Genomic DNA, 24,235 nt, shown 5'->3' on the forward strand with positions numbered 1-24,235 from the left:
ACGCCTGCGCGATCTCGCCCGATCCCGTCCGGATCGTCGTCGCACTCTCCGACACCGCGCCGATCAGGTCGCGCAGCTTGCCCAGCGCCTCGTTGAAGTTCGACTTCAGCCCGGCATATTCGGGCGGGAACTCCTGTGCGATCGTCACCGTCAGATCGCCGTCCGACAGGTCGGACAGATGGCCCGACACCGTATCGACCACCATCTTCTGTTCGGCATCGGCGCGCGCCTTCGCCGCATCGGCCGTCTCCTTGGCGATCCCGTTCTCCCGGAACACCGCCACCGCCTTCGCCATCTGGCCCACCTCGTCGCCGCGGTCCTGGCCGAATACGGCTTCCCGGTAATCGCCGGACGCGAAGCCACCCATCTGGGTTTGCAGGCGAGCAAGGGGGCCGGTGATACTGGCGCGCACAACAAAAATCGCGAGTGCAATACCGCCCAAAAGACCAATAATAGCAACGGTATAGAGGTTTATAACTGTGAATTTTGCTTGATCGGAAAGCTTCGTGGACAGCTTCAGGCCATCCTCCTGACGCTTGATAATCATCGCACGAAGTTTAGGGGAGAAGGATCGATCGATCCTGTCACCTTCCGCCAGTGATTGGCGAGCCTGTTCCACTTTTCCGGATTTGCTGTAACCAATCGCCCGATCTACGATCGAGTTCAAGCGCGCCAGTATCGGTGCAACTTCGGCAGTTTCGGGACCATTCGGTTCGCGATCACGTAATTCTGCCAGTTTTGCCAACGCCTCCTCATAGTCCTTTTTCACCTGCGCTTCTGCAGATTGTCCGATAGAGGAATTTGACCCATAATTAATGGCCATATAACTGTTATACAGCATGCCAGTCATTCGTTGATGGATACGTGACAAAGTCGTCGTATCTGCATCGTTTATACTGGATAATTTGCTGTATATAGAATTTGAGCTACTTATTTGTGCAGAAGCGTTCCACACAACGAAAAGTGTAATCATTCCCAGCATGATAAACAGGGATACGATTTTCGTAGCAATATTGGTTGATGACAGTATTTTCAACGCAATGCCCTTTACAGAATTAGCCGGGATAATTGATCCTGGATGTCACTCGGCTTTTTGAACGTTAATAATTATTTTCTGGAATATGAGGCGTACACCAGACCCGGAACCGAATGCTGTTCCGCGGTGTTCGCCGATCAGAACTGGCCGTTCACCGAGATCGGCGCGGGGTTCTCATTCAGCCGTAACGTGCCGCGCACGCCGTACACGGTGCTGCGTGCACCAGTCAGCCGCTGCGCCTCGGCGGCGATCGCGCCCATCAGGTCGTCGCACAGCCGGATACGGCGATCGAGCAGATTGGCGTTGATCGACAGGCGCCGGAGCAGCGTTTCGATCAGCGCCGTCACCTTGCCCCGGTCATCGGGGTCGAGCGTGGCGAGCCAGTCCGGGTCCTCGCGCGCCAGTCGCGCGGTCTCCGCCTCAACCTGCCCCGCCAGCCGCGACTTGGCGGCGACGATGCCCGGCAGATCGGGATGGTTGATCGGCATCGTCAGCCGGTCGTTCTCCTCGTCCACCAGTTTGGCGAGCGAGGCGATGGCGTCGACCAGATCAATCCACATGCGCCGCACCTCCCTGCAACCGAACGATTTCCTTCATCACGATCGAGGCAAGGCCGATGCCCCGGCCCGATGCGATCGTCGTGCCCAGCTGTTCGGCCAGTACGCCGCGGAACATCTCCTCGCCGTGGCCGCCGCCGAAATTGCCATCGACCTCGGCGGTATCCATCATCAGCTTGGTCATCTGGCCGACGAACACCGCCTCGAACGACTTCGCCGTTTCGGCGGGCGTCTTGCCAGCAGGGCGAGAGGGAACGGGCGGCGCGGTGGACGCGGCCGTCGGAACGATATCCATCATTGCACCTCGATCGCGGCCTGGAGCGCGCCCGCGCTCTTCACTGCCTGAAGGATCGTAATCAGGTCGCGCGGCGACACGCCCAGCGTGTTCAGCCCGCTGACCAAAGACTTCAGCGAAGCCCCGCCGCCGACCAGCGCCAGCGACGCACCGCCGCCATCGTCCACCGCCACACGCGTTCGCGGCAGCACGGCGGTCTGCCCACCCGACAGGGGCGCGGGTTGCGAGGCGACGGGCGTTTCGGACACGCTGATCGTCAGCCCGCCCTGCGCGATCGCGACCGGACTGATCCGCACATCGGCACTCATCACGACGGTGCCCGAAGCCTCGTTGATGACGATCCGCGCGGGCTGATCGACCTCGACCGCCAGATTCTCGACCTCGCCCATCAGATCGACGACATCGCCGCGATAGGCGCCGCCGGGTGCGATCTCTACGGTGCCGGGGTCAAGCACCTTGGCGGAACCGGCGAAGCGGCCGTTGATCGCGCCGGCGATGCTGCGCGCGGTGGCGAAATCGGGATTCTTCAGCGCCAGTTTCAGACTGGTCGAGGATCGCAGCGCAAACGGAACCTCGCGCTCGACGATCGCGCCGCCAGCGATCCGGGCAGAGGTGGACACGCCGCGCGTCACGCTGGCCCCCGCGCCGCGCGCCGCGAAACCCGCGATCGCCACCGGCCCCTGCGCCACCGCATAGATCTCACCGTCCAGCGCACGCAGCGACGAAACCAGCAATGTGCCGCCCTGCAGACTGGTGGAATCGCCCAGCGCCGACACCTGCACGTCGATGGTGGAGCCGCGCCGCGCGAACGCCGGCATCGTCGCCGTGACAGAGACGGCGGCGACGTTGGCCGGCTTCATCTTGGCATCGCGGACATTGACGCCCATCCGCTCCAGCATCGCCTGCAGCGACTCTTCGGTAAAGGGCGAGTTGTTGGTGCGGTCGCCAGTGCCGGGCAAGCCGACGACCAGGCCGTATCCGACCAACTGGTTGGTGCGGACATTCTCAATATCGACGATGTCCTTGACGCGCATCGACGCGGCGGCGGGTACGGCGACCAGCAGCAGGGCGAAAAGGCCGATGCCCGATCGCGCCAGACGTCGGGCGCGCGATCGGCGGGCCGGGGGGGTGAGCCTTTGCATAGTCAGCCTTATAGGATAGACAGGGCTGCACCCGGTCGGAGGACGGCGAATTGCGCATCGACAATGTCGCCTCCGTTCTGCGTCAGACCCTGCTGGCGGCGACCGCGGGCAAGGCGAGCGCCGGGGTGTTCGACGGACCGGCCGCACCAGCGCCGCCCACCGCCGCGGCCGCACCGACCAATCTGGTCACCGCCAACCCCGTTTCCTCCGTCCAGATGCTGATCGCGCTGGCCGCCACAGATCCGGTCGTCGAGCGGCGGCGCAAGCTGGCGGCCGAAACCGATCGCGGCCTGTCGATGCTGGAACGCCTGCACCGCGACCTGGCGACGGGCGAGCCTTCGCCGGAGAGGCTGCGCGAGATGGCGGCGTGGGTGGAGGGCTTCACACCGCCGGACGATCCGGCCCTGGGCGAGGTCGCGCGCGAGATCGAACTGCGCGTGCGGGTGGAACTGGCGAAGCACGACCTGACGGCGTGATGCACAAACCCCTTCGTCATTGCGAGCGCAGCGAAGCAACCCAGTGTTCCGCGTGAAGCCCTGGGTTGCTTCGCTGCGCTCGCAATGACGGATCAGGCCGAAGTCATCTTACTCTACCGCTGCCGCTTCGCCAGCTTCATGACGTAGCTGATGACCTCCGCCACCGCCGCATAATGTTCCGGCGGCACCGGGCGGTCGATCTCGACCGTCGCGTGGAGCGCGCGGGCGAGCGGACGGTTCTCGATGATCGGCACCCCGGCGGCGGTCGCGACCTCGCGGATCTTCAGGGCCATCGTATCGACGCCCTTGGCCACCACCACCGGCGCGCCCATCTTGCCGTGATCGTATTTCAGCGCGACGGCATAATGGGTGGGGTTGGTGATGATGACGCTGGCGGTCGGCACCGCCGCCATCATCCGCCGGCGCGATCGCTGCGCGGCGATCTGGCGGATCTTGGCCTTGATCTTGGGATTGCCGTCGCTTTCCTTATGTTCGTCCTTCACCTCCTGCAGCGTCATGCGCATCTTCGACAGCCAACTGCGCCGCTGATAGATCAGGTCAGCGCCCGCGATCGCCGCGACGGGGATCGCCACCGCCTTCACCAGCGTCACCACCAGCCCGCCGGCCGCCGCGCCGACATCGGCCGGATCGGCGCCGACCAGCGTATCCAGCCCCACCGCATGCGGCCACAACACCCAAGTCGCGACCGCGATGACGACGCCGCATTTGGCCAACGTCTTGCTGAGTTCGACCAGCGCGCGCACCGAAAACAAGCGCTTGAACCCGGCGACGGGCGATACCTTGCTCCATTTCGGCGCGACCCGCGACCAGACGATCGCCGGCCGGCCCTGCACCAGCCCGCTGAACACCGCGAACGCCATCAACATGCCGAACAGCGGCGCGAAGGTCAGGCCGATCTGGGTGAAAAGGCCGGTAGCGAACCCCTGCGCGCCGTCCCCGACGAAGCGGTAATCGTCGGCATTGCTCCACAACAGCACCAGCAGGCGCGCGAGCCGGGCAAAGGCATGCACCCCAATCCCGCCCAGTACCGCCAGCATCGCCACGAACCCGATCGCGTGCCGCATTTCCGGCGACATCGCGATGTCACCCTTCTTGCGGGCATCGTCCAGCCGTTTGCCGGTCGGGTCCTGTGTCTTCTGGTCCTTGTCCGCCACGGCGTCAGCCCCAGCCAGCCTGGACCCAGCTCGCCATCGATCCGGCGAACGCGGTCATCATCGCGCCGGCCAGCGTCGCGAACAGGGCGATACCGAACACCAGGTTCAGCGGCTGCATGACGAAGAATACCTGGATCGCCGGAGCGAGACGCGCCGACAGGCCGAGCGCGGTGTTGAACACGATGCCATAGACGATCATCGGCGCCGCCAGACTGACCGCCAGCGCCAGCGATCGCCCGGCGGTGGCAAAGGCGAGCGTGGCGAAATCCCCCGCCGCCGGCAGCCCGCCGACCGGAAAAGTCGTATAGGACCGCACGATCGCCGCGATCCACAGGTGATGGACCAGCAACGCCATGCACACCACCGATGCCGCGACGCTGACAAACTTGGACAGCGCCATCGCCTGCCCGCCCTGCTGAGAATCCGACAACAGGGCGCTGGTCAGGCCGATCTGGAGGCTGATGATCGACCCCGCCGTCGCCATCGCGAAGAACATGATCCGCACCAGCATGCCGAGGCCAAGGCCCGTCAGCAGTTCGACGACGACGATGCCCGGCAGCATCGCGGTGTCGCGTGCGAACGGCATGACATAGGGCGACAACAGCCCCCACAGCCCCAGCGTCATCGCGAACGCGATCATCATGCGGATGCGACCCGGAATCGCATCCTCCGAAAACACCGGCAGCACCATCAGCACCGCCCCGACCCGCGCGAACAGCAACAGGAAGGCGGTCGCCTCGACCGGTATTCCCGCCATGCCCTCCATGAATCGATCAGCCGTGGATGATGTGGTCGGAGACGACGCGGGTGAAATCGCTGAGCGCATGGCCGATCATCGGCAGCGTCAGCAGCATCACGATGCCCATCGCGACGAGTTTGGGCAGGAAGGTCAACGTCTGTTCCTGCACCTGTGTCAGCGCCTGAAACAGGCTGACCGCCATGCCGACGACCAGTGCCGTCAGCAGCAACGGCCCGCAGATTGTCAGCACGACGACCAGCGTGGCCTTGGCGATGTCGATCGTGTCGCCGGGCGTCATCAGATCTGCATCCGCATGATGTCGGAATAGGCGGCGACCATCCGGTCGCGCACCGCGACGACGGTATCCAGCGCGGTTTCCGCCGCGCCCATCGCGGTCACGACGTCGATCAGGTCGCCCTTGCCGGCCACCTGTTTGGCGCTGGCCGCCTCGGCCGCGCGCATCGAGGTGGCGGCGTTGCCGACCATCGATTCGACCATGCCGCCGAACCCGCCGCCCGTCGTGGACGGTTTCGCCGCGTCACCGGCCGCGCCCGCGACTGACTTGCCGACGCCCAGCGCCCGGCCATAGGCGGAGGTGGCGTCCAATGCTCCGATAGACATGTCGGTTATTCCTTATTTCAACAGATCGATGGTGCGCATCGTCAGCGTCTTGGCCGCTTCGATGGCGTTCAGATTGGCTTCGTAGGATCGTTGCGCCGCCTTCATGTCGGCAGCCTCGACCAGTGAATTGACGTTGGGGCGCAGGACGTATCCGGCGGCGTCGGCCCCCGGATTGCCCGGCTGGTACGTACGCTGGAACGTGGTCTTGTCGCCGTCGATCGACTGCACCTTGACCGTTTCCGCGCCGCTTGCGCGGTCGACATCGGCGCGGAAGCTGGCGACCTTGCGGCGATACGGATCGCCCCCCGCCGTAGCTGCGGTGGAATCCGCATTGGCGAGGTTTTCCGCGATGATCCGCATCCGCAGCGACTGCGCCCGCAGTCCGGACGCCGACACCTTCACCGCCGTATTCAGGTCCATGTCGGTCTCCCGGCGCCACGATCGGCGCTGACACCGGAATGATAGGCAAGTTTTTCCGCCCCCGGTCGGGACCCGGCAATTCTTTCCTACAAAGGCTTCATAAGGAGCCTGCCCGCATGTCCGTTCTGGAAGACATCACCATCGATCTCTCGGTCGTTCTGGGATCGACCCATGTCCCCATCCGCCAGATCCTGCGCATGGGACGCGGCGCGATGATTCCGCTGGATTGCGGACATGACGACCCGACCCTGGTCTATGTGAACGGCAAGCTGGTCGCCAAGGGCCGCGTCCTCGTCAACGAGGATCAGATGTCGATCGAGGTGACCGAAGTCGTGCGCGGGCTGCGCGGCTGATGGAACTCGTGTCGCTGATGCGCACCATGGGATCGCTCGCCACAGTGTTGGGGTTGCTGGCCGGCGCGCTGTGGATCGTGCGTCGTTACGACATCCAGCTGCCCGGCCGCGCCGTGACGAAGCCCGGCCGGTCGGGCCGCCGCGTCGAGCTGATCGAACGCATCCAGCTCGACCAGAAGCGCTCCGTCGTGCTGATCCGCCGCGACGATCGCGAGCATCTGTTCGTGCTCCACCCCGACCGCGCGACCGTGCTGGAAACCCGTATCCTGCGCGCCGAGGAGCGGCAGGCGTTTCAGGACATGGTGCTGTGCCCGTCGCTCGACGGAGACTGGTACAATGCGTAACGCGCTTCGCATCGCGCTGGCCGCGACCCTGTTGTTCGCACCCACCGCCGCAATGGCGCAAAGCGCATCGGTGACGTTCGGAGAGGGCACGCTGTCCGCCCGTGCGATCCAGCTGGTGTTGATGCTGACGGTGCTGAGCCTGGCGCCCGGCATCCTGATGACGATCACCTCGTTCACGCGCATCGTCGTCGCCCTGTCGCTGCTCCGCACGGGGCTGGGCGCGCAGGGCGTGCCGCCCAACCCGGTCATCATCTCGCTCGCGCTGTTCCTGTCGCTGTTCGTGATGGCCCCAACCTTCGAACAGGCATGGAATAGCGGCGTGCAGCCCTATACCAACGGCAAGATCAAAGAGGCTCAGGCGTTCGAACGGACCGCCGAACCCTTTCGTCAGTTCATGCTGGGCCAGGTCCGCGACGACGACCTCGCGCTGTTCACGCGGCTCTCGAACAAGCCGCCGGTGGCGCGCGACCAGATCGGGCTGCCGATCCTGATGCCGGCCTTCATGATCTCCGAACTGCGGCGTTCGTTCGAGATCGGGTTCCTGCTGCTGCTGCCGTTCCTCGTCATAGACCTCGCTGTCGCGGCGGTGCTGATGGCGATGGGCATGATGATGCTGCCGCCACCGACGATCTCGTTGCCGTGCAAGATCATCTTCTTCGTGCTGGTCGACGGATGGGCACTGGTGGCGGGATCGCTCGTGAAGAGTTTCGGCACGGGGGGGTGAGTTTCTCACGCCTTTGCCCCCGCCCCGCCTCCAAAAACTTATTTTTTTCCCGGCGGAGGCCGGGGCCCAGTTGGGTGAAGGGCTTATATATCTCAAGACGGCCTGCCCAACTGGACCCCGGCCTTCGCCGGGGAACTGCGCTGGATCGCTCAGTCCTCCAGGAATAGTTACCCCGCCGTGTCGGCCAGCCTCACCAGCTTGGCCAGCGGCACCTCGATCCCGTTGATTCCCAGCGTCACGGCCCCCGATACCGACTCCACCGTCGCGACCTTGCCCGTGGCCGCGATGGTCAGCGGCACGTTGACCCCCGACGAATCGCTGCCGGTGGCGCTCAGGGTATAAGCACCGGCGGCCGCCTTGCTGCCATCGGCCAACGCACCATCCCATGTCAGCCGCCCCTTGGCGCCGTCACCCGACACGGTCTGCTTCGACACGACCTTGCCCGATGAATTCGTGATCGACATCTCGATCGAGGCGACGTCGCGACTGCCGGTGTACGACCATTGCGCCGGCGTCGCCGCAGTCAGCCCCGACACCGCTGAATCGACCACCGCCTCGCGACCGATCAGCGACGATGCCTGCGCCAGATTCTGCGTCGACAGCTGGCTCAGGATATCGCTCAGCGCGGTTGTCTGCTTGATGGTCTGTTCGACTTGCGAGAACTGCGCGAGCTGCGAGGTGTATTCGGTGGAATCCATCGGCTTCAGCGGGTCCTGATTCTGCATCTGCGTCGTCAGCAGCTTCAGGAACATCGTGTAGTCGGACGTATTCTTGCTCAGCGCCGCGGCGGCGGTCGCCGCCGCCGTGGTAGGCGCGGCAACGGAGGTGGTCGTGGTCATGGCTGCTACTCCTCAGGCCATCAGATCGACCCGGCCCTGCGTGCGCAGCGGCCGGTAAACGGGTTCGGGATTGTCGTCGGTGGCCTGCGCGATGGTGCGGGTGCCGGCGGCCGATTGCTGCCGCCAGCGTTGTCCCCCCTGCCCGCTGCCGTCGGCGCTGCCCTGACGCGTGTCGAAACGGAAACTCTGCGCGTCGGATCGGATGCCCGCCTCCGCCAGCGACCGGCCGAGATCGGCGCTGTCACGGCGCAACAGGTCGAGCGCGGCGGGGCTTTCCGCCGCCACCACCGCCCGGATCGTGCCGCTGTCGTCGAACGAGAGCGTCACCTCGATCCGCCCGAATTCGACCGGATCGAGCCGCACGGTCATCGCCTCTCCCCCGCCGGTGGCGGCATGGCGCGCGATCGCGACGCCCATCTCCTGTCCCATCCGGCCCGGCTGCGCCGCGACGCGCGGCTCCGCCGGTGGCGCTGGCGCGGCAGCTGTGGGAGCAGGTGCGGCGGTCTTTTCCGTATGGGTGACGAGGTTGGCGAACGAAGCGGGTTGCGCATTGACGGGACCGGTTTCGGTCATCCGCCCCTCTTCGCGCATGGCGTTGCCGACGTGCGGCGCAGACGTGGCCATATCCGGTGCCGTCGTCGTGCCGCTATCGACGGCAAGCAAGGATGCGGCGTCCGTCTGCGATGGAGGGACGATATCCGGATGTGCGCTCGGGGCCGCCGCGGCTACCGGTTTCCCGGCTGCCGTAGTTGCCATCTTGATTGGCGCAACGACCATCTCTGCCGGCAGCGGGACGGCACCGGACGACCACCTCTTCACCGGTTTGTGGTCGGCACTGTCGGATCGATCATCGACCGATGGCATAGGGCCGTCTCGTTCCCCGGTGATGACCGGCCTTCCTGAAGGCCCGGATGGCATTGCCGCTGGCACCGTAGCAGGCGAAGGCATCGCCAGCGGATCGACACTGATCGCGACCAGCCTGTCCGGCGCTATTTCCTCGGCCTCAGCACGCCTTGAATTACCCTTCGCGCTAGCTGCCCGCGCCGGCGCTAGCGCCGTTTCGTTCGGCGCGACCGGTGCCGGATCGGCGGGGGAAGCCGTCACGGTATCGAACGTCGGTGCGACGGTCGATCCGGTCAGCCGGTCGGTGGCAACCACCGGCCGCTCCACCTTGCCCACAGACGCGGGCGGCAGAGGCGCCTCGCTTCCATCAGTCGTTGGCGTGGCAGTGGTGGTCTCGGCTTTCGCTGGCGTCGATGCCGGCGGATCGAACGTAGCTATCTCCGGCAACAGTGCTTCGACCACAGGCGCCGTGCGTGCTGGAATGAGAGCCTTAAGCGTATCGCTGGCGATCGGCATGGAGGGCTCATGCATCACCGGCACCGGTCGGCCAGCCGGCTCAAGGGATGGCGGGGCAGCGATGAGCGATCCGTCCGTCACGACAGTGGGAGGTAACGGGGCCGCTTTGATCGGCATGTTCACCATCATGAACGGCACCGTCGTCATTGACGACGGCCGCTCGATCACTGGTATGCGCCGTTCGGTCTTCTCGGTGGCTGGCGGAACATCAGTGAGCGATCGGTCCGTCACGACGGTGGGTAACGGGGCTGATCTGATCGACGTACCGACCATCGTGAACGGCACCGTCGTCATTGATGATTGCGGGTCGATCACCGGCATGCCTTGGCCAGCCGGCTTAATAGTTGACGGGGCAGCGGCAAGCGACGCGTCCTTCATGAGGACGGCGGGCGATGGCACGGATGTAGCCGGGATAATATCTACGGTCGGCGGCGATAGCGCGATCGGTTGGCCGGTGGATGGCATCGTGCCACCGGGCGTCACCGGCACGCTCGTCCCTGACCAGGACAGCGCGGACGGCAGGGTCGATGCCTGAAAGGGCAATGATCCCGTCCCCATCAGCGTACCGATCGGCAGCGTGGCGATGCCCGGCATCGTCCGGGAGATCAGCGGCGTCATCGGTGCGACGGGCATATCGGCGCTCGCCGACAGCACCTGTCCGAATGCGACGCCGGACGTCACGGCATGATCGCCCGTGGCGGGCGCACCGGCGAACAGCCCGGCAAGGGTATCGGCCGCAGCGGTCGTGATCATCGCATTCTCCCTCGCGGCGGCACCTGGCCATTCGTCATTATAGGCGACGCGCGGCTCACCCGATCACGCCCAGCGAACGGATACGGGCGCGGGTGTGGACCTCGTTCTGCGACAGGACGACGGTGGCGGGCCGTACCCGTTCGATGATCGATCGCACGAAAGGGCGGATCGATGGATTGGTCAGCAGGCAGGGGATCTCGCCCTCGTTCGCCAGCCGGTCGAACGTCTCGCGCACCATGCCCAGGAACGCGTGGAGGTGCGACGGCGCCATCGCCAGCTGCCGGTCCTCGCCCTGCCCGACGATGCTGGTCGCGAACGCCTCGTCCCATTCGCCCGACAGCGTCACGATCGGGATCGCGCCGTCGCGCATCTGTTGCGCCGAAATCTGGCGCGCCAGCCGGCCGCGGACATGTTCGGTGATCTGGGTGATGTTCGACGTCACCGGCGCCGCTTCGGCGATTCCCTCAAGGATGGTGGGCACGTCGCGGATCGACACGCCCTCGGCCAGCAGGTTCTGGAGCACGCGCTGCACGCCCGACACGCTAATCTTCGACGGCACGATATCGGCGACCAGCTTCTCGGATTCGGTATGCACTTCGTTCAACAGCTTTTGCGTCTCGGTATAGCTCAGCAGGTCGGCGATGTTGTCCTTCACCAGTTCGGTCAGGTGGGTGGTGATGATGGTGCCGCAATCGACCACGGTCAGCCCGCGCATGCCCGCCTCGTCGCGCAGCGACCGGTCGATCCACAGCGCCGGCAGGCCGAACACCGGTTCGCGCGTGTGTTCGCCGGGCAACGCGGGGGCGTCGCCGCCGGGGTTGATGACCAGCAGCCGGTCGAGCCGGATCTCGCCACGCGCGGCCTCCGTCTCCTTGATGTGGACGACATATTCGTTGGGCTTCAGCCCCATATTGTCGATGATCCTGACCGACGGCAAGACGAAACCGTAATCGACCGCCATCTGCCGGCGCAGCGCGCGGACCTGATCGTCGAGCCGTGGTTCGGCCTCGGAATCGTTGATGATCGGCAGCAGACCGTAACCGATCTCGACCCGGATCGCATCGATCTGGAGCGTGCGCGAAATCGGTTCCTCGGCCACCGGCTCCGCTGCGGCGGCCTGGGCGATGGCGACGCGTTCCTGCACAACGCGGGCATTGGCATCCTTGTTCAGCTTCCACGCCGCCCAGCCGGTGGCGCCCGCGAACAACGCGAACGGCACGAACGGCAGGCCGGGAATGATCGCGAGACCACCCATCAACACCGACACCATGCCGAACGCCTTGGGATAACGGCCCAGCTGTTCGCCCAGCGCCTCGCCCGTCTTGCCCGCCGCGCCGCCCTTGGTCACCAGCAGGCCGGCGGCGATCGACACGATCAGCGCCGGGATCTGGCTGACCAGACCGTCGCCGACCGTCAGCAGCGTATAGGTGTGGAACGCCTCGCCCACCGGCACGCCGTGGACGACGACGCCCATGATGAGGCCGACGAACACGTTGATCGCGGTAATCATCAGCGCGGCGACGGCGTCGCCCTTCACGAACTTGGACGCACCGTCCATCGAACCATAGAAGCCGCTTTCCGCTTCCACTTCCGACCGGCGTTCGCGCGCCTGCTTCTCGTCGATCGTACCGGCGTTCAGGTCGGCGTCGATCGCCATCTGCTTGCCCGGCATCGCATCGAGGCTGAAGCGCGCCGCGACCTCGGCGATGCGGCCCGCGCCCTTGGTGATGACGACGAAGTTGATGACGATCAGGATCGCAAAGATCGTGAGACCGATGACGGTATCGCCACCGATCAGGAACTCGCCGAACGCGCCGATCACCCCGCCGGCCGCGTCCGGCCCCTCATGCCCATGCGCCAGGATCAGCCGCGTGGACGCGAGGTTCAGGCCGAGTCGCAGCATCGTCGAGATCAGCAGGATCGTCGGGAAGGCCGACAGCTGCAACGGCTTCTCGATGAACAGCGCAGTCATCAGGATCATGACCGACAGCGTGATCGACAACGCCAGCCCCAGGTCGAGCAGCCAGCCCGGCATCGGCAGGATCAGCATCGCGATGATCGACACGACGCCGATCGCCAGCGCGATGTCGCGGCTGGCACCGATGCGCTGCAGGGCCGGCAGGAAATTACCCATGATCTACCTTCAGGCGGCCGGCGCGACGGGGATGCCCGCCTCGACGAAGATGCGCAGCTTGTTGCGCATGGTGCGGACCGAAATGCCCAGGATGCCCGAGGCGGAGGTGCGGTTGCCGCGGCACCGTTCCAGCGTCCGCAGGATCAGCGCGCGCTCCACGTCCTCGACCGTGCGGCCGACCAGACCGTCGACACCGGCTTCCTGGGGGCGGGCGATGGCAAGCATGCGGGTGCCGTCGACCAGTACCAGATCCTCCCGCCCGATCGCCGGGCCGCGCGCCAGGATGACGGCGCGGCGCATCACGTCCTCCAGCTCGCGGACGTTGCCGGGCCACGGATAATCACCTAGCAGCGCGACCGCGGCGGCATCGACCGGGCGCACCGCCCCGCCCTCGATCCGCGCGGTCCGTTCGGCCAGATGCGGCGCGAGCAGCGCGATATCGCCGGCCCGGTCGCGCAGCGGTGGCAGGTCGATACGGGCGGTGGACTGGCGCGCGGCCAGATCGGCGCGGAAGTCGCCGGTCGGCACCAGCGTGGCGAGATCACAAGCGCTGGATACGATCAGCCGGAACCCGGCGCGATCGTCCATCAGCGCCAGCATCAGCCGGCCTTGCGTTTCAGGCGCCAGCCGGTCGATGTCGCGGACGAACAGCGTGCCGCCGCGGGCCTCGTCCAGCTTGCCCAGCCGGCCGGTGGGAACACCTGCCAAATCGCCCGGCCGATGGCCGAACAGTTCGGCCTCCACCATCACGCTGGCGGTGCCGTTGCATTCTACCGCAAGAAACGGACCCGACCGCCCGGAGGCCACGTGGATCGCCCGTGCCAGCAGCGCGCGTCCGGTCCCCGTTTCGCCGACGATCGAGACCGGCAACGATCCTGGCGCGATGGCGCCGGCATAATCGATCGCCTTCAGGAAGGCGGGATGGTTTCCCACCACCCGCGTCGCCGGCGGCGTGGCGGCGATCGCGAGGGCGGCGGCGATCATCATGCGGTCGGAAGGCAACGGGACGTAGTCGCGCGCACCGCCCCGGATCGCCGCCACCGCCCGCTCCGCCGGCGCATCGATGCCGCACGCGATCACCGGCACGACGAACCGCTCCCGGCGCAACTGCGCGACGAAGCCAGCGACGTCGGCCATCACGTCGATCATCACCAGCCCGACACTGGCGCCGCGCAGGATATTAAGCGCGGCGTCCGGCTGGTCGGCCATGATCACCTCGGCCCCCGCCTCGCGCGCCATCGTCGCGGCAAGGCGCAGTTCGCCACCGGGCATGCCGATCAACAGCAATCTCGTCTCGGCCGTGATGTCCACGTGCATCAGCGCTCCGGCTGGACGATTTCGGTGAGCGTCACGCCCAGCGAATCGTCGATCATCACCACTTCGCCGCGCGCGATCAGGCGATCGTTGACGAAGATGTCGACCGGCTCGCCCACCCGGCGATCCAGTTCGACGACCATGCCGGCCTTCAGCCGCAGCAGTTCGCCGATCGGCATCCGCGACCGGCCCAGCACCGCCTGCACCTTCACCGGCACGTCGAACACCGCTTCCAACCCGGTCAGGGCATGGGTGTCGGCGCCGATCGCGTCACCGCCGAACTCCTCCAGCAGCGCGCCGACATCGGCGGTCGGGACCGTAGGTTGCAGTGCGGGCGAAAGATCGGTCATGTTCATCGTCTCCATCATGCATTCATCCATTGGCGGATCACGGCGGCCGATTCATTCGGTGCGGTGGTGATCGCGTCGCCGACGCGTTGCAGCGCGCTCAGCCTCACCCGGCCATCGACCTGGGCCAGCGCGATCTCGTCATCCAGGCCGTGCAGGCTCGACAGCTGGCGCACGCCGCCGTCTCCTTCCGGACCGGTCAGCGTCGCGGCACCCGCCTCGCCACCGGCATTGCCCGCCGCGCCGGCCGGTGCCGGCAACGCCTCGCCACCGGGGCCGGTCAGTGCTTCGGTGGCAGAGGCCGGGTTCGGCCGGATCATGCGGATCGCCACCAGCCCGACCGCCGCGATCAGCGCCAGCTTCAGGAAGCCCAGGATCTGGTCGGTCGGCAGCTTCGACAGCATCGACGGCTCGTCACCGGTGTCTGTCGCGGCGAACGCCATGCTTTCGATGACGACGCTGTCGCCGCGCGCAGTATCGATGCCGACCGCATTCTCGACCAGCCGGGTCAGCCGCTGGATCTGCGGCTGGGGCAGCCCCTTGGCACCGCCATCCACCATCACCGCGACGGTCAGCCGCTTGATCCGGCCGGGACCGCGCGTGACGATGCTGTGCGTCTTGCTGTTGTCGTAGGACGTGTCCTCAGACGTTTCCTCGCGTCCTTCGGTCCGGCTGCTGCCGGGCGTCGCGGGCTGGCCCTGCGCCTCGGGCAATTGCTGGGCGACACTGGACCCTTGTGGTCCCGGCTGATTGTCGCTCGACTGGTTCTTGCTGCCGACCGACACCTGATGCGAGATGACCTGCTTGTCGGGATCGAAGACGTCGGATTCCTCGTGAGTCTGGTCGCGGTCGATATCGGCGGACACTTCGGCGCGGACCTTGCCCTCGCCGACGATCGGCTGGAGCAGCGCCTCGACCTCGTCGCGCAACTTGCTCTCGACCTGTGTCTGCCGCTCGTCGGCGCCGCTCGCACCCATCGTCGATGCATCGCCGGCCCGCGCCAGCAGCGCGCCGGTCTGGTCGACGACCGAAATCGATTCAGGCGACAGTTCGGGAACGGAGGAGGCGACGAGATAGCGGATCGACTGGACGGATTCGGCGGGCAAACGACCCTTGGTCTTCACCGTCACCGCCGCGCTCGCCTTGCTCTGCGTCGTCGCGAACAGGGCGCGTTCGGGCATGACGAGATGGACCCGCGCGCTGGAGACGTTCTGGAGGGTGCCGATCGATTTCGACAACTCGCCCTCGATCGCGCGCGTCTCGTTCATCTTGGCGCGACTGGCGGAGACGCCGAACGGCTCCTCGGCATCGAGCACCTCGTACCCGATCTTGCCGCCCAGCTTCTCGCCGGCCATGCTCATGCGCAGTTCGGCCAGCCTGTCCTCGGGCGCCATGATCGACGTGCCGTCGGCCGACAGCTGGAACGGCACGTTCTGCGCCTTCAGCTTTTCGGTGATCGTCTGCGCGGCGGCGGGATCGAGATCGGTGTAGAGGAAGCCCATCGACGCATTGCCGCCGCGCGTCGCCACCAGGGCGAGCACGCCCAGCATCACCGCCGCGACCACCCCCATCACGATCAACCGCTGGCGGCCGATCTGCGCCAACATTGTGCGGACCTGGTCCAAGCCTTGCTCCAAACGACACGGCAACCAGTGCCATGTTCATTATAGAAGGAGCGAAGGGGCGGCAGTTCCTGCCGGGCGGAAAAACTTGCCGGGTCAGTCCGCGACGGCGGCACCGACCGGCGGCAACAGCGCGGCCAGCGCTTCACGCACCGCGACGCCGCGCGCGGCGGCGTCGAGCACGACCCCGCCCTGATCCCAATGGATATGCGCATCGCCCGGCTGCAACACCGGATCGGCGATCACGACGATGGCGAGCCGACGCCGGTCGCCGGCCTGACGCACCGCCACCAGCCGCTCCATCTCCTCGACCAAGGCCGGCGCCACCGAAACCTGGATTTCCTGTCCGCGCGCCACCTGGCGCAGCACGCGGCCGACCGCTTCGTCGATCGCGGCGCCGGGCATCTCCGCCAGCGACCGGGCGGCGAGCAACTCGGCCGCCGCATGCGCCACCGCCGCCGCCTCGCGCGCCAGATCGTCCTCCACGTCGCCCAGCCGTGCGTCCATCCCCTCGACCGCGGCGTGCAGGCCATCGGCGGCGATCAATAACGCGGCCTCCCGCTCGGTCCGCGCATGGCTCAGCCCGGCATCGAAGCCGTCCGCCCGCGCACGCGACAGTTCCTCGTTGAAGCCGTGCCGCGCCAGCGCCAGCTCCGCCTTCAGCGCGGCGACGCGCAGCGGCAGGTCGATATCGTCCACCGCATCGGCGCCGACCGGCGGCGCGGAAGCGGCGATCGCCTCGAACACCTGATCGAACGCGAACGGGCGGATGTGGAAGGAAGTGTCCATCGCGCTATCCTCAGACGATCATCGCATCGTCGCTCTTGGGATCGGCGAGCAGGATTTCGCCGCGGTCGGCCAGCGACTTGGCCAGCCGGACCAGCGAACTCTGCGCCTCCTCGCAATCGCGTGCGCGCACCGGGCCCATGCCGGCCATATCCTCGCGCATCAGCTTGGCGGAGCGTTCGGTCATCGTGCTCATGAACAGCTGGCGGATCATCTCCGGCGCACCCTTCAGCGCCAGCGCCATCTCGCGCTTGTCCGCCTGACGCGCGATCGCCGACACCGCCGACGGCAACAGGCTGCCCAGATCCTCGAATGTGAACATCAGCGCACGGATCTTCTCGGCCGATTCCGGCGCATGTTCATCCAGCGACCCCAGCATCGACTGTTCGGTCGACCGGTCCATCGCGTTGAACACCTCGGCCATCGCCTCGTGCGGATCGCGGCGTTGCGCCCGCGACAGGTTGCTCATGAATTCGTTGCGCAATGTCTGTTCGACCTGCAGCAGCACATCCTTCTGCACCGTCTCCATTCGCAGCATCCGCTGGACGACGTCGATCGCGATATCCTCGGGCAACTGGCCCAGTACGCGGGCGGCATGATCCGCCTTCAGCTTCGACAGGATGACCGCGACGGTCTGCGGATATTCGTTCTTCAGATACCCGGCCAGCACCGCCTCGCTGACGTTGGACAGCTTGTCCCACATCGTCCGGCCGGCGGGGCCACGGATATCCTCCATGATCTCACGCACCCGGTCGTTCGGCAGGATGCCGTCGAGCAGCCGCTCGGTCGTCTCGAACGACCCGTGCAGCGCGCTCATCGCCGACACTTCGCCGGAAAACGCGACCAGCAGATGCTCCGCCACCGGCGACGGCACCCGCCCCAGCAGCGCGATCGCGGCCGACAGTTCCTTGATCTCCTCGACCGACAGATGCTCCCAGATCGGGGCGCCATGCTCCTTGCCCAGTACCAGCATCAGGGCGGCGGCGCGCTCCATGCCGCCATAGCGCTTCAGCTCGGGGGGCTCGGCCAGCATCATCGTCGATATCGCTCCATTCCGGGGGCCGCGAGTGGCCCGGCAGATCGTCGTTCATCCTATTATAGGAATTAGGTGGCATCCCGGACGCCGAAGGACACATTCGATGATGAGTGGAAATTCGAACGGGCTGATCGGCCTGAGCATCCTGAGCGGCACGGACAGCTTCACCGCGTTCGCGACGCCGACGATCGAATCGCGGGCGCAGCGCCAGGCGAAGGCCGCCTTCACCACCAAGGAAACCGTCGCGCCGTGGAAGGCGACACCGTCGACGCTGCCGGTCTCCAGCCAGATTTCGACGATCAAGGGCATGAAGACGATCATCGACAAGGCGACGACCGGCACCGCCACCCCCCTGCCCGACGATATCCAGACCAGTTTCACCACCTACAAGGCGCTCGACCGCCTGCGCCTGCTGGCGGAAAGCGCCTCGAAGGACACCACCAGTTCCGCCGAACGGCCGCTGCTGGAAAAGAGCTTTGCCAAGGGGCTGGCCGACCTCGAAACCTTCCTCGCCTCCGCCCCGTCGGACCAGGTCGACATCGCCTTCGCCAAGACCGCGCGACAGGCGCAGACCGTGGGCATCAAATCCGCCTCGTCGATGTCCGCCGCGACGGTGCCGGGCAAGGGCGTGCGCGATACGCGGACGGGTGCGCTCAGCGGGATGACCGGCAATGAGAAGCTGCGGATCACCCTGTCGCAACCCGGCGCCGCGCCCGACATCATCACCGTCGATCTGTCCACCACCCCGCAGCCGCCGACGCTCGACAGTGTCGCCGATGCGCTCAACACCGCGATCGGCGCGGTTTCCCGTCGCGATGCGAACGGCCAGCCGGTACTGGATGCGGACGGCAAGCAGGTGCCACGCTGGTCGGCGGTCAAGTTCGTGCCGAGCAAATATGGCGACAAATGGGGCATGGGCCTGAACCGCGCAGGCTTCGAGTCCGTCGCGATCGATCAGGTCGGCGGCGCCGATGCGCTGATGGTGGCGGGTGGCGTGACGCCGGCCAAGGGCAAGACCGACACGAGGATCACCCGCTTCGACGATCCCGCCGGAACGATGACGCGGCGGACGCTGGACAGCATCACCGCGATCGATCGTCCCGCCACCGACCGTCAAAAGGTCGCCGCCGATGCCGATCCGAAGGGCAAGGTCAAGGCGACCACCGTCTTTGCCGACACGCGCGCCAACGCCATCGCCACCGATGCGCAGGGGTTCAGCTATGTCGTCGGCACCAGCGCCGGCGATGTCGGCGCCAACCGGTCGGACGGCAATAACGACCTGTTGCTGAGCAAGGTCGACAGCGAGGGCAAGGTCGTGTGGAAACGCACGCTGGGCGCCGCCGGCAGCGCCGATGGCGCATCGGTGACGATCGCGCCCGATGGCGGCATCGTCGTCGCCGGCACGATCACCGGCAGTCTGGATGGCACGAAAAGCGATGGCGACATGCTCGTCGCGCGCTTCGATGCGAATGGCGACGAGACTTTTTCCACGGCAGTCCGATCGGTGGGAGCGGAATCCGCCAGCGCGGTCGCGGTCGGGCCGGATGGTGCGATCTATGTCGGCGGCAGATCGTCGACCGGCGGTGGCGACGCCTATCTCGCCCGGCTTAGTGCGACCGGGAAGCTGGTCGAGCGGCGCACGATCGACAGCGGCGGCACCGATCAGGTGAAGGCGCTGGCGATCGGCGCGGACGGGCAACTGCTCGCGCTGACCAGCGAGAAGGGCAAGGCGACGCTGCGCCGGATCGACAAGGCCGCGCTCGCCACCGATCTCGGTTCGATCGATCTCGGCCGCGCCGATGCCCGTGCGCTGGCGGTAGCGGCGGACGGCAGCATCGCGGTGGCCGGGGCGACCGACGCGGCGCTGTCCGGCAACCAGACCAATAATATGAGCGGTGGCCGCGACGGTTTCGTCACGCGCATCGACGCCGGCCTGTCGGGATCGCGGACCACCTATCTGGGATCGTCGGGCGAGGATCAGGCGGACAGCGTCGCCTTTCTGGATAACCAGATTTATGTCGGCGGTCGCACCACCGGCACGATGGGCGCGGCAAAGACCGGCACCGTCGACGCCTTCGTCGCACGCATCGATGCCGGCACCGGCGCGGTAGGATCGACCAGCCAGTACGGGACGGTCGATACCGTGGCGGAGGGGGTTCGCCTGTCCGCGGTCGATGGCGGCGGCAGCATGCTGGGTGCGCTCGGCCTTCACCGCGGCACGCTGACACCGACTGATTCAGTGAAGCTGGAGGCGCAGACCAGTCTGCGCGCCGGTGACGAATTCTCGATCCGGATCAACGGCGGCGCGCTGCGCAAGGTGACGATCGGTGAGAAGGATACGCTGTCGACGCTGACCGACCGTGTCCGCCAGCTGGTTGGATCGCGCGTCGCCACCGTCACGTCGCCGCTCAAGGACGACGGTCGCAGCCTGCGCATCGACGTGAAGGCGGGCAACGAAATCCAGCTGATCGCCGGCAGCGGCGATCGCGACGCGCTGGCCAAACTCGGTCTCGGCGCGCGCCGCATCTCCGCCCCCGCCACTCGCGCCGATGATGCCCCGACGGTCAGACCCGGCGGCACTTTCCAGCTCGACCTGACATCGGCGCTGCGCATCGACACCAAGGCGGAGGCAGCCAATTCGCTCGCGCGTGTAAATCAGGCGATCTCCTTCACCCAATCGGCGTATCGCTCGCTATATTGGGACGATACCAAGGCCGCGCTGGCCGACACGCCCGCCAAAGCGGGCAAGAAGGGTGGATCGACCGTGATCGAGAAAGCGCAACTGGCCAATTATCAGGCCGCGCTCACCCGTTTGTCGGGCGGCAGCGGCTCCTATACGGGATTCTGACGACATGGCGGACGGCGTTCCCTCGATCCTGGCCGGCATCACGCGCGAGATGAAGCATCTGGCCGAACGCCAGCGCGTCATCGCCCAGAACATCGCCCAGTCGGAAACCCCCGGTTACAAGGCGCGCGAGGTCGAGGCGCTAGACTTCGCACAGTTGCTGGCGCAACAGGGCGCCGGCGGCGGCACCACCCGCATCGCCCGCCCACAGGTGCAGATCACCGGTGCGATGGCGGCGCTCGGCGCCCGGCCGACCAGCGGCGGTTCGATCGTCCTCGACCACGACGTCGCCGAAACCAAGCCCGACGGCAACAACGTGACGCTGGAAGACCAGTTGCTGAAGATGGGTCAGGTGCAGGCCGATTTCACCGCGATGACCAACCTCTATCGCAAGCAGCAATCCCTGTTGAAGACCGCGCTCGGTCGCGGTGGCGGTGGCTGACCTTCACCACCGCAGGCGTGACCGGTCCGGCTAGAGGAACACCGCCGCGACCACCGCGGCGACATCCGCCGGCGGCAATGCATCGAGCGCGATCTCGCGCGGTGGATGGACGCTGTGTCCGGTCAACAGGCCGTCGCGACCGACGCTGACCGCCAGCAATCGATGCCCCTCGCCGTCGCGCACCAGCGCCAGTCCGCCCGCCTGCGGAAAACGATCGGGATCGACGACCACCGTCGCCTGCCCCGGCATGCCCGGACCCAATGTCGCGCGGCCGATGCGGACACCGTAAGCGCGCGATCCGGCTTGAGCCGGCGCTTCGACCCGCGCACCGGTCGGCGTCAACGCGATCAGGCCATCGGCCATCGGTATACCCAGCACGGGGACGAAGCGGCGTGCCTGTCCCGGTGGCAGCGGTAGCGATGCCGGCGGCGCCCCCGGCACGCGCGGTTCGATCGGTGCGAAGGTACGCGGCCCCTGCCCCGTCGGAGTGGCGATCGTCAGTTGCGACAGTTCGCGGCGCAGTGCCGTCACCCGCTGTCGCGTGCGCGTTTCGCGCGCGGCGGCGCCGGGGATGGCGGTCAGGAACCGGGCAAGCTCGCCATTCTGGAAACGGTCTGTCACCAGCGCCCGCAGCGCCGCTTCGTCGGACACGCCGAATAAACGGCACAGCGCCATGATGGTCGGCCCGTTCCACCGCCCAAGACCCTTTTGCGCATTCTCGATCCGCGAAAGGATGACCGGTGCGATACCGAATTCGGCGTCGATCACCGGCGCCGTCAGCCGCGCATCGGCGTCGCGCCGCGCCCGCACCGCCGCCGCCAGCAGCAGCGCGAACCGCGCCTCGGCCTCATCGTCGAGCGCCGCGCCCTCGGCAAAGGGCGCGAACCATGCCGCGATGTCGAACCCGTCCGCCTCGACATCGACCAGCAGATCGCCGGCATCGACGCCCAACCGGGCGGCGATCGCGGCGAGTTCGTCGGCGCGGGCGAACACCTCGCCCCGCTCGATCTTCGATAACCGGATATAGGGGATGCCGGGCATGCCGCCGGCAAAGGCCAGCAACTTGGGATGGCCCGCGCGCAATCGCTGTTCGCGAACCGCATTGGGGAACACGATGTTGCGATACGGATCGACGGCGATCCCGCCGTCACGCCGTTCGATCAAGGCGACGGACGCGGGTCTCCGGCCACGGCCGCGCGCCCGTTCGGGCACCAGCCCGCCACTATCTTCCCGTCGCGTCATGACCCTCCGTCGCCCGACTTATGCCTAGCCGGACTCCTCAAGTCATCCCATATGAACGATAGCATTAACAAAGGTTGAGGTTTGGCGCGATCAGTGAACCGTAGGGTTTACCTCCGCCGTCAGCAGGCTCCACACCCCGTCCGATGCAAAGGGGACGACGATGGTCGCCAGCAGCGGCATCCGCACCAGCCAGTCGATGCCGGGCGTCGGTGCCTCGCCGATCAGCGCCACGCCGGTGCCATCGGTGATGGCGCACAGCCCCCGCGCAGCCACCTCGCTCCAGCGCCAGGCGATCAAACGGTCGTGCATCGCATCCGCCGCCAGACACAGCGCATCGAGCGCGGGCGACATCATCGGTGATTCGCAAGCGGTGCGGATACGGCGCGCGCAGGGTTGCAGGCGATCGTCCCACATCACGATCGGATAGGCACCCGCCCACCCGTCACTGGGCAGCGACAGCGCCAACAGCGGCGACTCACGGGTCGCCAACAGGCCATCGGCCAGCAGCGCGATGTCGCGGGCGGCGCGCAGGAACGGCCGGTCCGCCATCGGCAGCAACGCACAGGCCGGGATATCCGCGATGGTGGTCGTCATCATGTCAGCGCGCCTCTTGCCGTTCTCCTGTATCTTAGGACGACGAGGCAGGGCGCGGTTCGGGTTCGTCAAGTATTTATCAACACCTTCGTATTCGTCGATTCGGCTGATCCCGATCAGCCGGCGACGGTCGCTTCCTCGGCGGTGGCGGCACGGCGCCAGCGCGAGGTCGCCGGATTCGCCAGCGCTTCGGAAAAGCGCGGCGTGCGGCTGGCGAGATCGGCCATCGCTGCCGTCGCCCGCTTGGCCACCTGGCGCAGGCGCTCGCGCGCCGCCTCGTCCACCTGACCGCTGTCGACGTCGCCATCATCGGTCAGGCGGCGCATGATCGCCTCGCGGTGCAGCGCCACCTTCTCCTCGATCGCGGCGGCTTCGGCCGGATCGACTGGGTAAAGCGAGGCCTTCAGGCGCGGTACCGACGGATCGGCGGGACGCTCGGTCGCCCTGGTGCGGGCGCGGCGCTTCATCTGCTCGGTGCCGACGACGCGCAAGTGATCGACATATTCCTCGACCAGCTTCGACCGCGTGACCGCCGCCATATAGGCCGATGCCCCCGACTCGGTCAGTTCCAGCGCGCCCTCGTCGACGATCATCGATTCCAGGGATGTCTCCTCACCGTCCACGCCGATCCCGCCGGCGTGCAGCGAAACGGTGGTGGCGGCGACCTTCTTGGCCGACTGACGCTGGTCGGTCATCAACCGGAAACGCAGCGCCTGCAATTCGCCGCGCAGCTGCCAGTTCACGAAGGTCGTGAACTGCGCCTTGGCCGGGTCATAGGCCTGGATCGCGCGGTGGACGCCGATCGCGCAGCACTGCTCGGCATCGTCCCAATGGGCGACCAGACCATACTGACGGATGAAGTGACGGATGCGGGGAGCGATCAGCTTCAGGATCGCGGCAAAGGCCCGGTCCGATTCCACACGCTGGCGATTGGTCTGGCTGGCGCCCTCGGCAGGCGCAGCGGCGATCACGACGGCGACGGCGGCTTCCAGCGCGGCGGTGGTCTTGGACATCGAACTTTTCCCCACTCGGCGGACCGT

At 66.7% G+C, this 24,235-nt stretch carries 27 protein-coding genes; 7 read left to right on the forward strand and 20 right to left on the reverse strand.

Annotated elements, in window-relative coordinates; translation table 11 throughout:
* The 4 genes from JAO74_RS09650 to JAO74_RS09665 form a co-directional block, all read right to left on the reverse strand.
* On the reverse strand, positions 1-841 hold an 841-nt coding region (locus JAO74_RS09650; RefSeq protein ID WP_233150864.1), incomplete at its 3' end, for a HAMP domain-containing protein.
* A 332-nt stretch (positions 842-1,173) separates the two neighbouring features.
* On the reverse strand, positions 1,174-1,596 hold the full coding sequence (locus JAO74_RS09655; RefSeq protein WP_199037425.1) for a flagellar protein FlgN: 423 nt from the start codon (positions 1,594-1,596) through the stop codon (positions 1,174-1,176).
* Positions 1,586-1,888: a rod-binding protein gene (locus tag JAO74_RS09660; protein WP_332908775.1), complete on the reverse strand. Its 303-nt coding sequence runs from the start codon at positions 1,886-1,888 to the stop codon at positions 1,586-1,588. Before JAO74_RS09660 ends, JAO74_RS09655 begins: the two co-directional genes overlap by 11 nt.
* Positions 1,888-2,922: a flagellar basal body P-ring protein FlgI gene (locus JAO74_RS09665; RefSeq protein ID WP_233150897.1), complete on the reverse strand. Its 1,035-nt coding sequence runs from the start codon at positions 2,920-2,922 to the stop codon at positions 1,888-1,890. The genes JAO74_RS09660 and JAO74_RS09665 overlap by 1 nt, the downstream gene beginning before the upstream one ends.
* A gap of 158 nt (positions 2,923-3,080) precedes the next feature.
* On the opposite strand from JAO74_RS09665, the gene JAO74_RS09670 reads away from it, so the two are divergent.
* A complete protein-coding gene (locus tag JAO74_RS09670; protein WP_199037430.1) occupies positions 3,081-3,506 on the forward strand; it encodes a flagellar assembly protein FliX in 426 nt (141 codons plus the stop codon).
* 113 nt (positions 3,507-3,619) lie between these two features.
* Here the strand turns inward: JAO74_RS09670 and flhB are convergent, their stop codons facing one another.
* The 5 genes from flhB to flgC are packed head-to-tail and all read right to left on the reverse strand — an operon-like array spanning position 3,620 to position 6,461.
* Positions 3,620-4,681, reverse strand: a complete 1,062-nt coding sequence (flhB, locus tag JAO74_RS09675; protein ID WP_199037432.1) for a flagellar biosynthesis protein FlhB — start codon at positions 4,679-4,681, stop codon at positions 3,620-3,622.
* 4 nt (positions 4,682-4,685) lie between these two features.
* Complete coding sequence (locus JAO74_RS09680) at positions 4,686-5,438, reverse strand: flagellar biosynthetic protein FliR (protein ID WP_199037434.1); 753 nt, start codon at positions 5,436-5,438, stop codon at positions 4,686-4,688.
* Between the two features lie 16 nt (positions 5,439-5,454).
* Positions 5,455-5,718: a flagellar biosynthesis protein FliQ gene (gene fliQ, locus JAO74_RS09685; RefSeq protein WP_199037436.1), complete on the reverse strand. Its 264-nt coding sequence runs from the start codon at positions 5,716-5,718 to the stop codon at positions 5,455-5,457.
* The gene (locus JAO74_RS09690) at positions 5,718-6,041 is read right to left on the reverse strand and encodes a flagellar hook-basal body complex protein FliE (protein ID WP_199037438.1); all 324 of its coding nucleotides are present in this window, start codon (positions 6,039-6,041) and stop codon (positions 5,718-5,720) included. The genes fliQ and JAO74_RS09690 overlap by 1 nt, the downstream gene beginning before the upstream one ends.
* Positions 6,042-6,053: 12 nt before the next feature.
* Complete coding sequence (flgC, locus tag JAO74_RS09695) at positions 6,054-6,461, reverse strand: flagellar basal body rod protein FlgC (RefSeq protein WP_199037440.1); 408 nt, start codon at positions 6,459-6,461, stop codon at positions 6,054-6,056.
* Between the two features lie 116 nt (positions 6,462-6,577).
* Here flgC and JAO74_RS09700 point away from each other — a divergent pair, with 116 nt between their 5' ends.
* The 3 genes from JAO74_RS09700 to fliP are packed head-to-tail and all read left to right on the forward strand — an operon-like array spanning position 6,578 to position 7,882.
* On the forward strand, positions 6,578-6,814 hold the full coding sequence (locus JAO74_RS09700) for a FliM/FliN family flagellar motor switch protein (RefSeq protein ID WP_199037442.1): 237 nt from the start codon (positions 6,578-6,580) through the stop codon (positions 6,812-6,814).
* Positions 6,814-7,158 carry a flagellar biosynthetic protein FliO gene (locus JAO74_RS09705; RefSeq protein WP_199037444.1) on the forward strand — a complete coding sequence of 115 codons (345 nt, stop codon included), beginning with the start codon at positions 6,814-6,816 and terminating at the stop codon, positions 7,156-7,158. The genes JAO74_RS09700 and JAO74_RS09705 overlap by 1 nt, the downstream gene beginning before the upstream one ends.
* Positions 7,151-7,882 (forward strand): flagellar type III secretion system pore protein FliP, encoded by a 732-nt coding sequence (gene fliP / locus JAO74_RS09710; protein ID WP_199037446.1) that lies wholly within the window; start codon positions 7,151-7,153, stop codon positions 7,880-7,882. Before JAO74_RS09705 ends, fliP begins: the two co-directional genes overlap by 8 nt.
* A 167-nt stretch (positions 7,883-8,049) precedes the next feature.
* Here the strand turns inward: fliP and JAO74_RS09715 are convergent, their stop codons facing one another.
* On the reverse strand, positions 8,050-8,721 hold the full coding sequence (locus JAO74_RS09715) for a flagellar hook assembly protein FlgD (RefSeq protein WP_199037448.1): 672 nt from the start codon (positions 8,719-8,721) through the stop codon (positions 8,050-8,052).
* Between the two features lie 12 nt (positions 8,722-8,733).
* A complete protein-coding gene (locus tag JAO74_RS09720) occupies positions 8,734-9,345 on the reverse strand; it encodes a flagellar hook-length control protein FliK (RefSeq protein WP_199037450.1) in 612 nt (203 codons plus the stop codon).
* Here JAO74_RS09720 and JAO74_RS09725 point away from each other — a divergent pair.
* A complete protein-coding gene (locus JAO74_RS09725; RefSeq protein WP_233150865.1) occupies positions 9,338-10,615 on the forward strand; it encodes a hypothetical protein in 1,278 nt (425 codons plus the stop codon). The genes JAO74_RS09720 and JAO74_RS09725 overlap by 8 nt on opposite strands.
* 273 nt (positions 10,616-10,888) lie before the next feature.
* Here JAO74_RS09725 and flhA read toward each other — a convergent pair whose 3' ends face one another.
* The 6 genes from flhA to JAO74_RS09755 form a co-directional block, all read right to left on the reverse strand.
* Positions 10,889-12,967, reverse strand: a complete 2,079-nt coding sequence (gene flhA / locus JAO74_RS09730; RefSeq protein WP_199037454.1) for a flagellar biosynthesis protein FlhA — start codon at positions 12,965-12,967, stop codon at positions 10,889-10,891.
* 9 nt (positions 12,968-12,976) lie between these two features.
* The gene (locus JAO74_RS09735) at positions 12,977-14,284 is read right to left on the reverse strand and encodes a sigma-54-dependent transcriptional regulator (RefSeq protein WP_199037456.1); all 1,308 of its coding nucleotides are present in this window, start codon (positions 14,282-14,284) and stop codon (positions 12,977-12,979) included.
* Positions 14,284-14,631 (reverse strand): flagellar motor switch protein FliN, encoded by a 348-nt coding sequence (gene fliN / locus JAO74_RS09740; RefSeq protein ID WP_199037458.1) that lies wholly within the window; start codon positions 14,629-14,631, stop codon positions 14,284-14,286. The genes JAO74_RS09735 and fliN overlap by 1 nt, the downstream gene beginning before the upstream one ends.
* 14 nt (positions 14,632-14,645) lie before the next feature.
* Positions 14,646-16,235, reverse strand: a complete 1,590-nt coding sequence (gene fliF / locus JAO74_RS09745) for a flagellar basal-body MS-ring/collar protein FliF (protein WP_233150866.1) — start codon at positions 16,233-16,235, stop codon at positions 14,646-14,648.
* A gap of 111 nt (positions 16,236-16,346) precedes the next feature.
* The gene (locus JAO74_RS09750) at positions 16,347-17,039 is read right to left on the reverse strand and encodes a FliH/SctL family protein (RefSeq protein WP_199037463.1); all 693 of its coding nucleotides are present in this window, start codon (positions 17,037-17,039) and stop codon (positions 16,347-16,349) included.
* 10 nt (positions 17,040-17,049) lie between these two features.
* Complete coding sequence (locus tag JAO74_RS09755) at positions 17,050-18,069, reverse strand: flagellar motor switch protein FliG (protein WP_416194300.1); 1,020 nt, start codon at positions 18,067-18,069, stop codon at positions 17,050-17,052.
* A gap of 106 nt (positions 18,070-18,175) precedes the next feature.
* On the opposite strand from JAO74_RS09755, the gene JAO74_RS09760 reads away from it, so the two are divergent.
* Together JAO74_RS09760 and JAO74_RS09765 are read left to right on the forward strand one after the other, a co-directional pair.
* Positions 18,176-20,920 carry an NHL repeat-containing protein gene (locus JAO74_RS09760; protein ID WP_233150867.1) on the forward strand — a complete coding sequence of 915 codons (2,745 nt, stop codon included), beginning with the start codon at positions 18,176-18,178 and terminating at the stop codon, positions 20,918-20,920.
* 4 nt (positions 20,921-20,924) lie between these two features.
* On the forward strand, positions 20,925-21,359 hold the full coding sequence (locus JAO74_RS09765; protein WP_199037467.1) for a flagellar biosynthesis protein FlgB: 435 nt from the start codon (positions 20,925-20,927) through the stop codon (positions 21,357-21,359).
* A gap of 30 nt (positions 21,360-21,389) precedes the next feature.
* Here JAO74_RS09765 and JAO74_RS09770 read toward each other — a convergent pair whose 3' ends face one another.
* From JAO74_RS09770 to JAO74_RS09780, 3 genes are all read right to left on the reverse strand, one after another.
* Positions 21,390-22,601, reverse strand: a complete 1,212-nt coding sequence (locus JAO74_RS09770; RefSeq protein WP_233150868.1) for a helix-turn-helix domain-containing protein — start codon at positions 22,599-22,601, stop codon at positions 21,390-21,392.
* Between the two features lie 90 nt (positions 22,602-22,691).
* A complete protein-coding gene (locus tag JAO74_RS09775; RefSeq protein WP_199037470.1) occupies positions 22,692-23,198 on the reverse strand; it encodes a hypothetical protein in 507 nt (168 codons plus the stop codon).
* Between the two features lie 113 nt (positions 23,199-23,311).
* On the reverse strand, positions 23,312-24,208 hold the full coding sequence (locus JAO74_RS09780) for a sigma-70 family RNA polymerase sigma factor (RefSeq protein WP_199037472.1): 897 nt from the start codon (positions 24,206-24,208) through the stop codon (positions 23,312-23,314).
* Positions 24,209-24,235: the final 27 nt, after the last annotated feature.

Source organism: Sphingomonas mollis (assembly GCF_016427505.1).
Taxonomy (GTDB): Bacteria; Pseudomonadota; Alphaproteobacteria; order Sphingomonadales; family Sphingomonadaceae; genus Sphingomonas; species Sphingomonas mollis.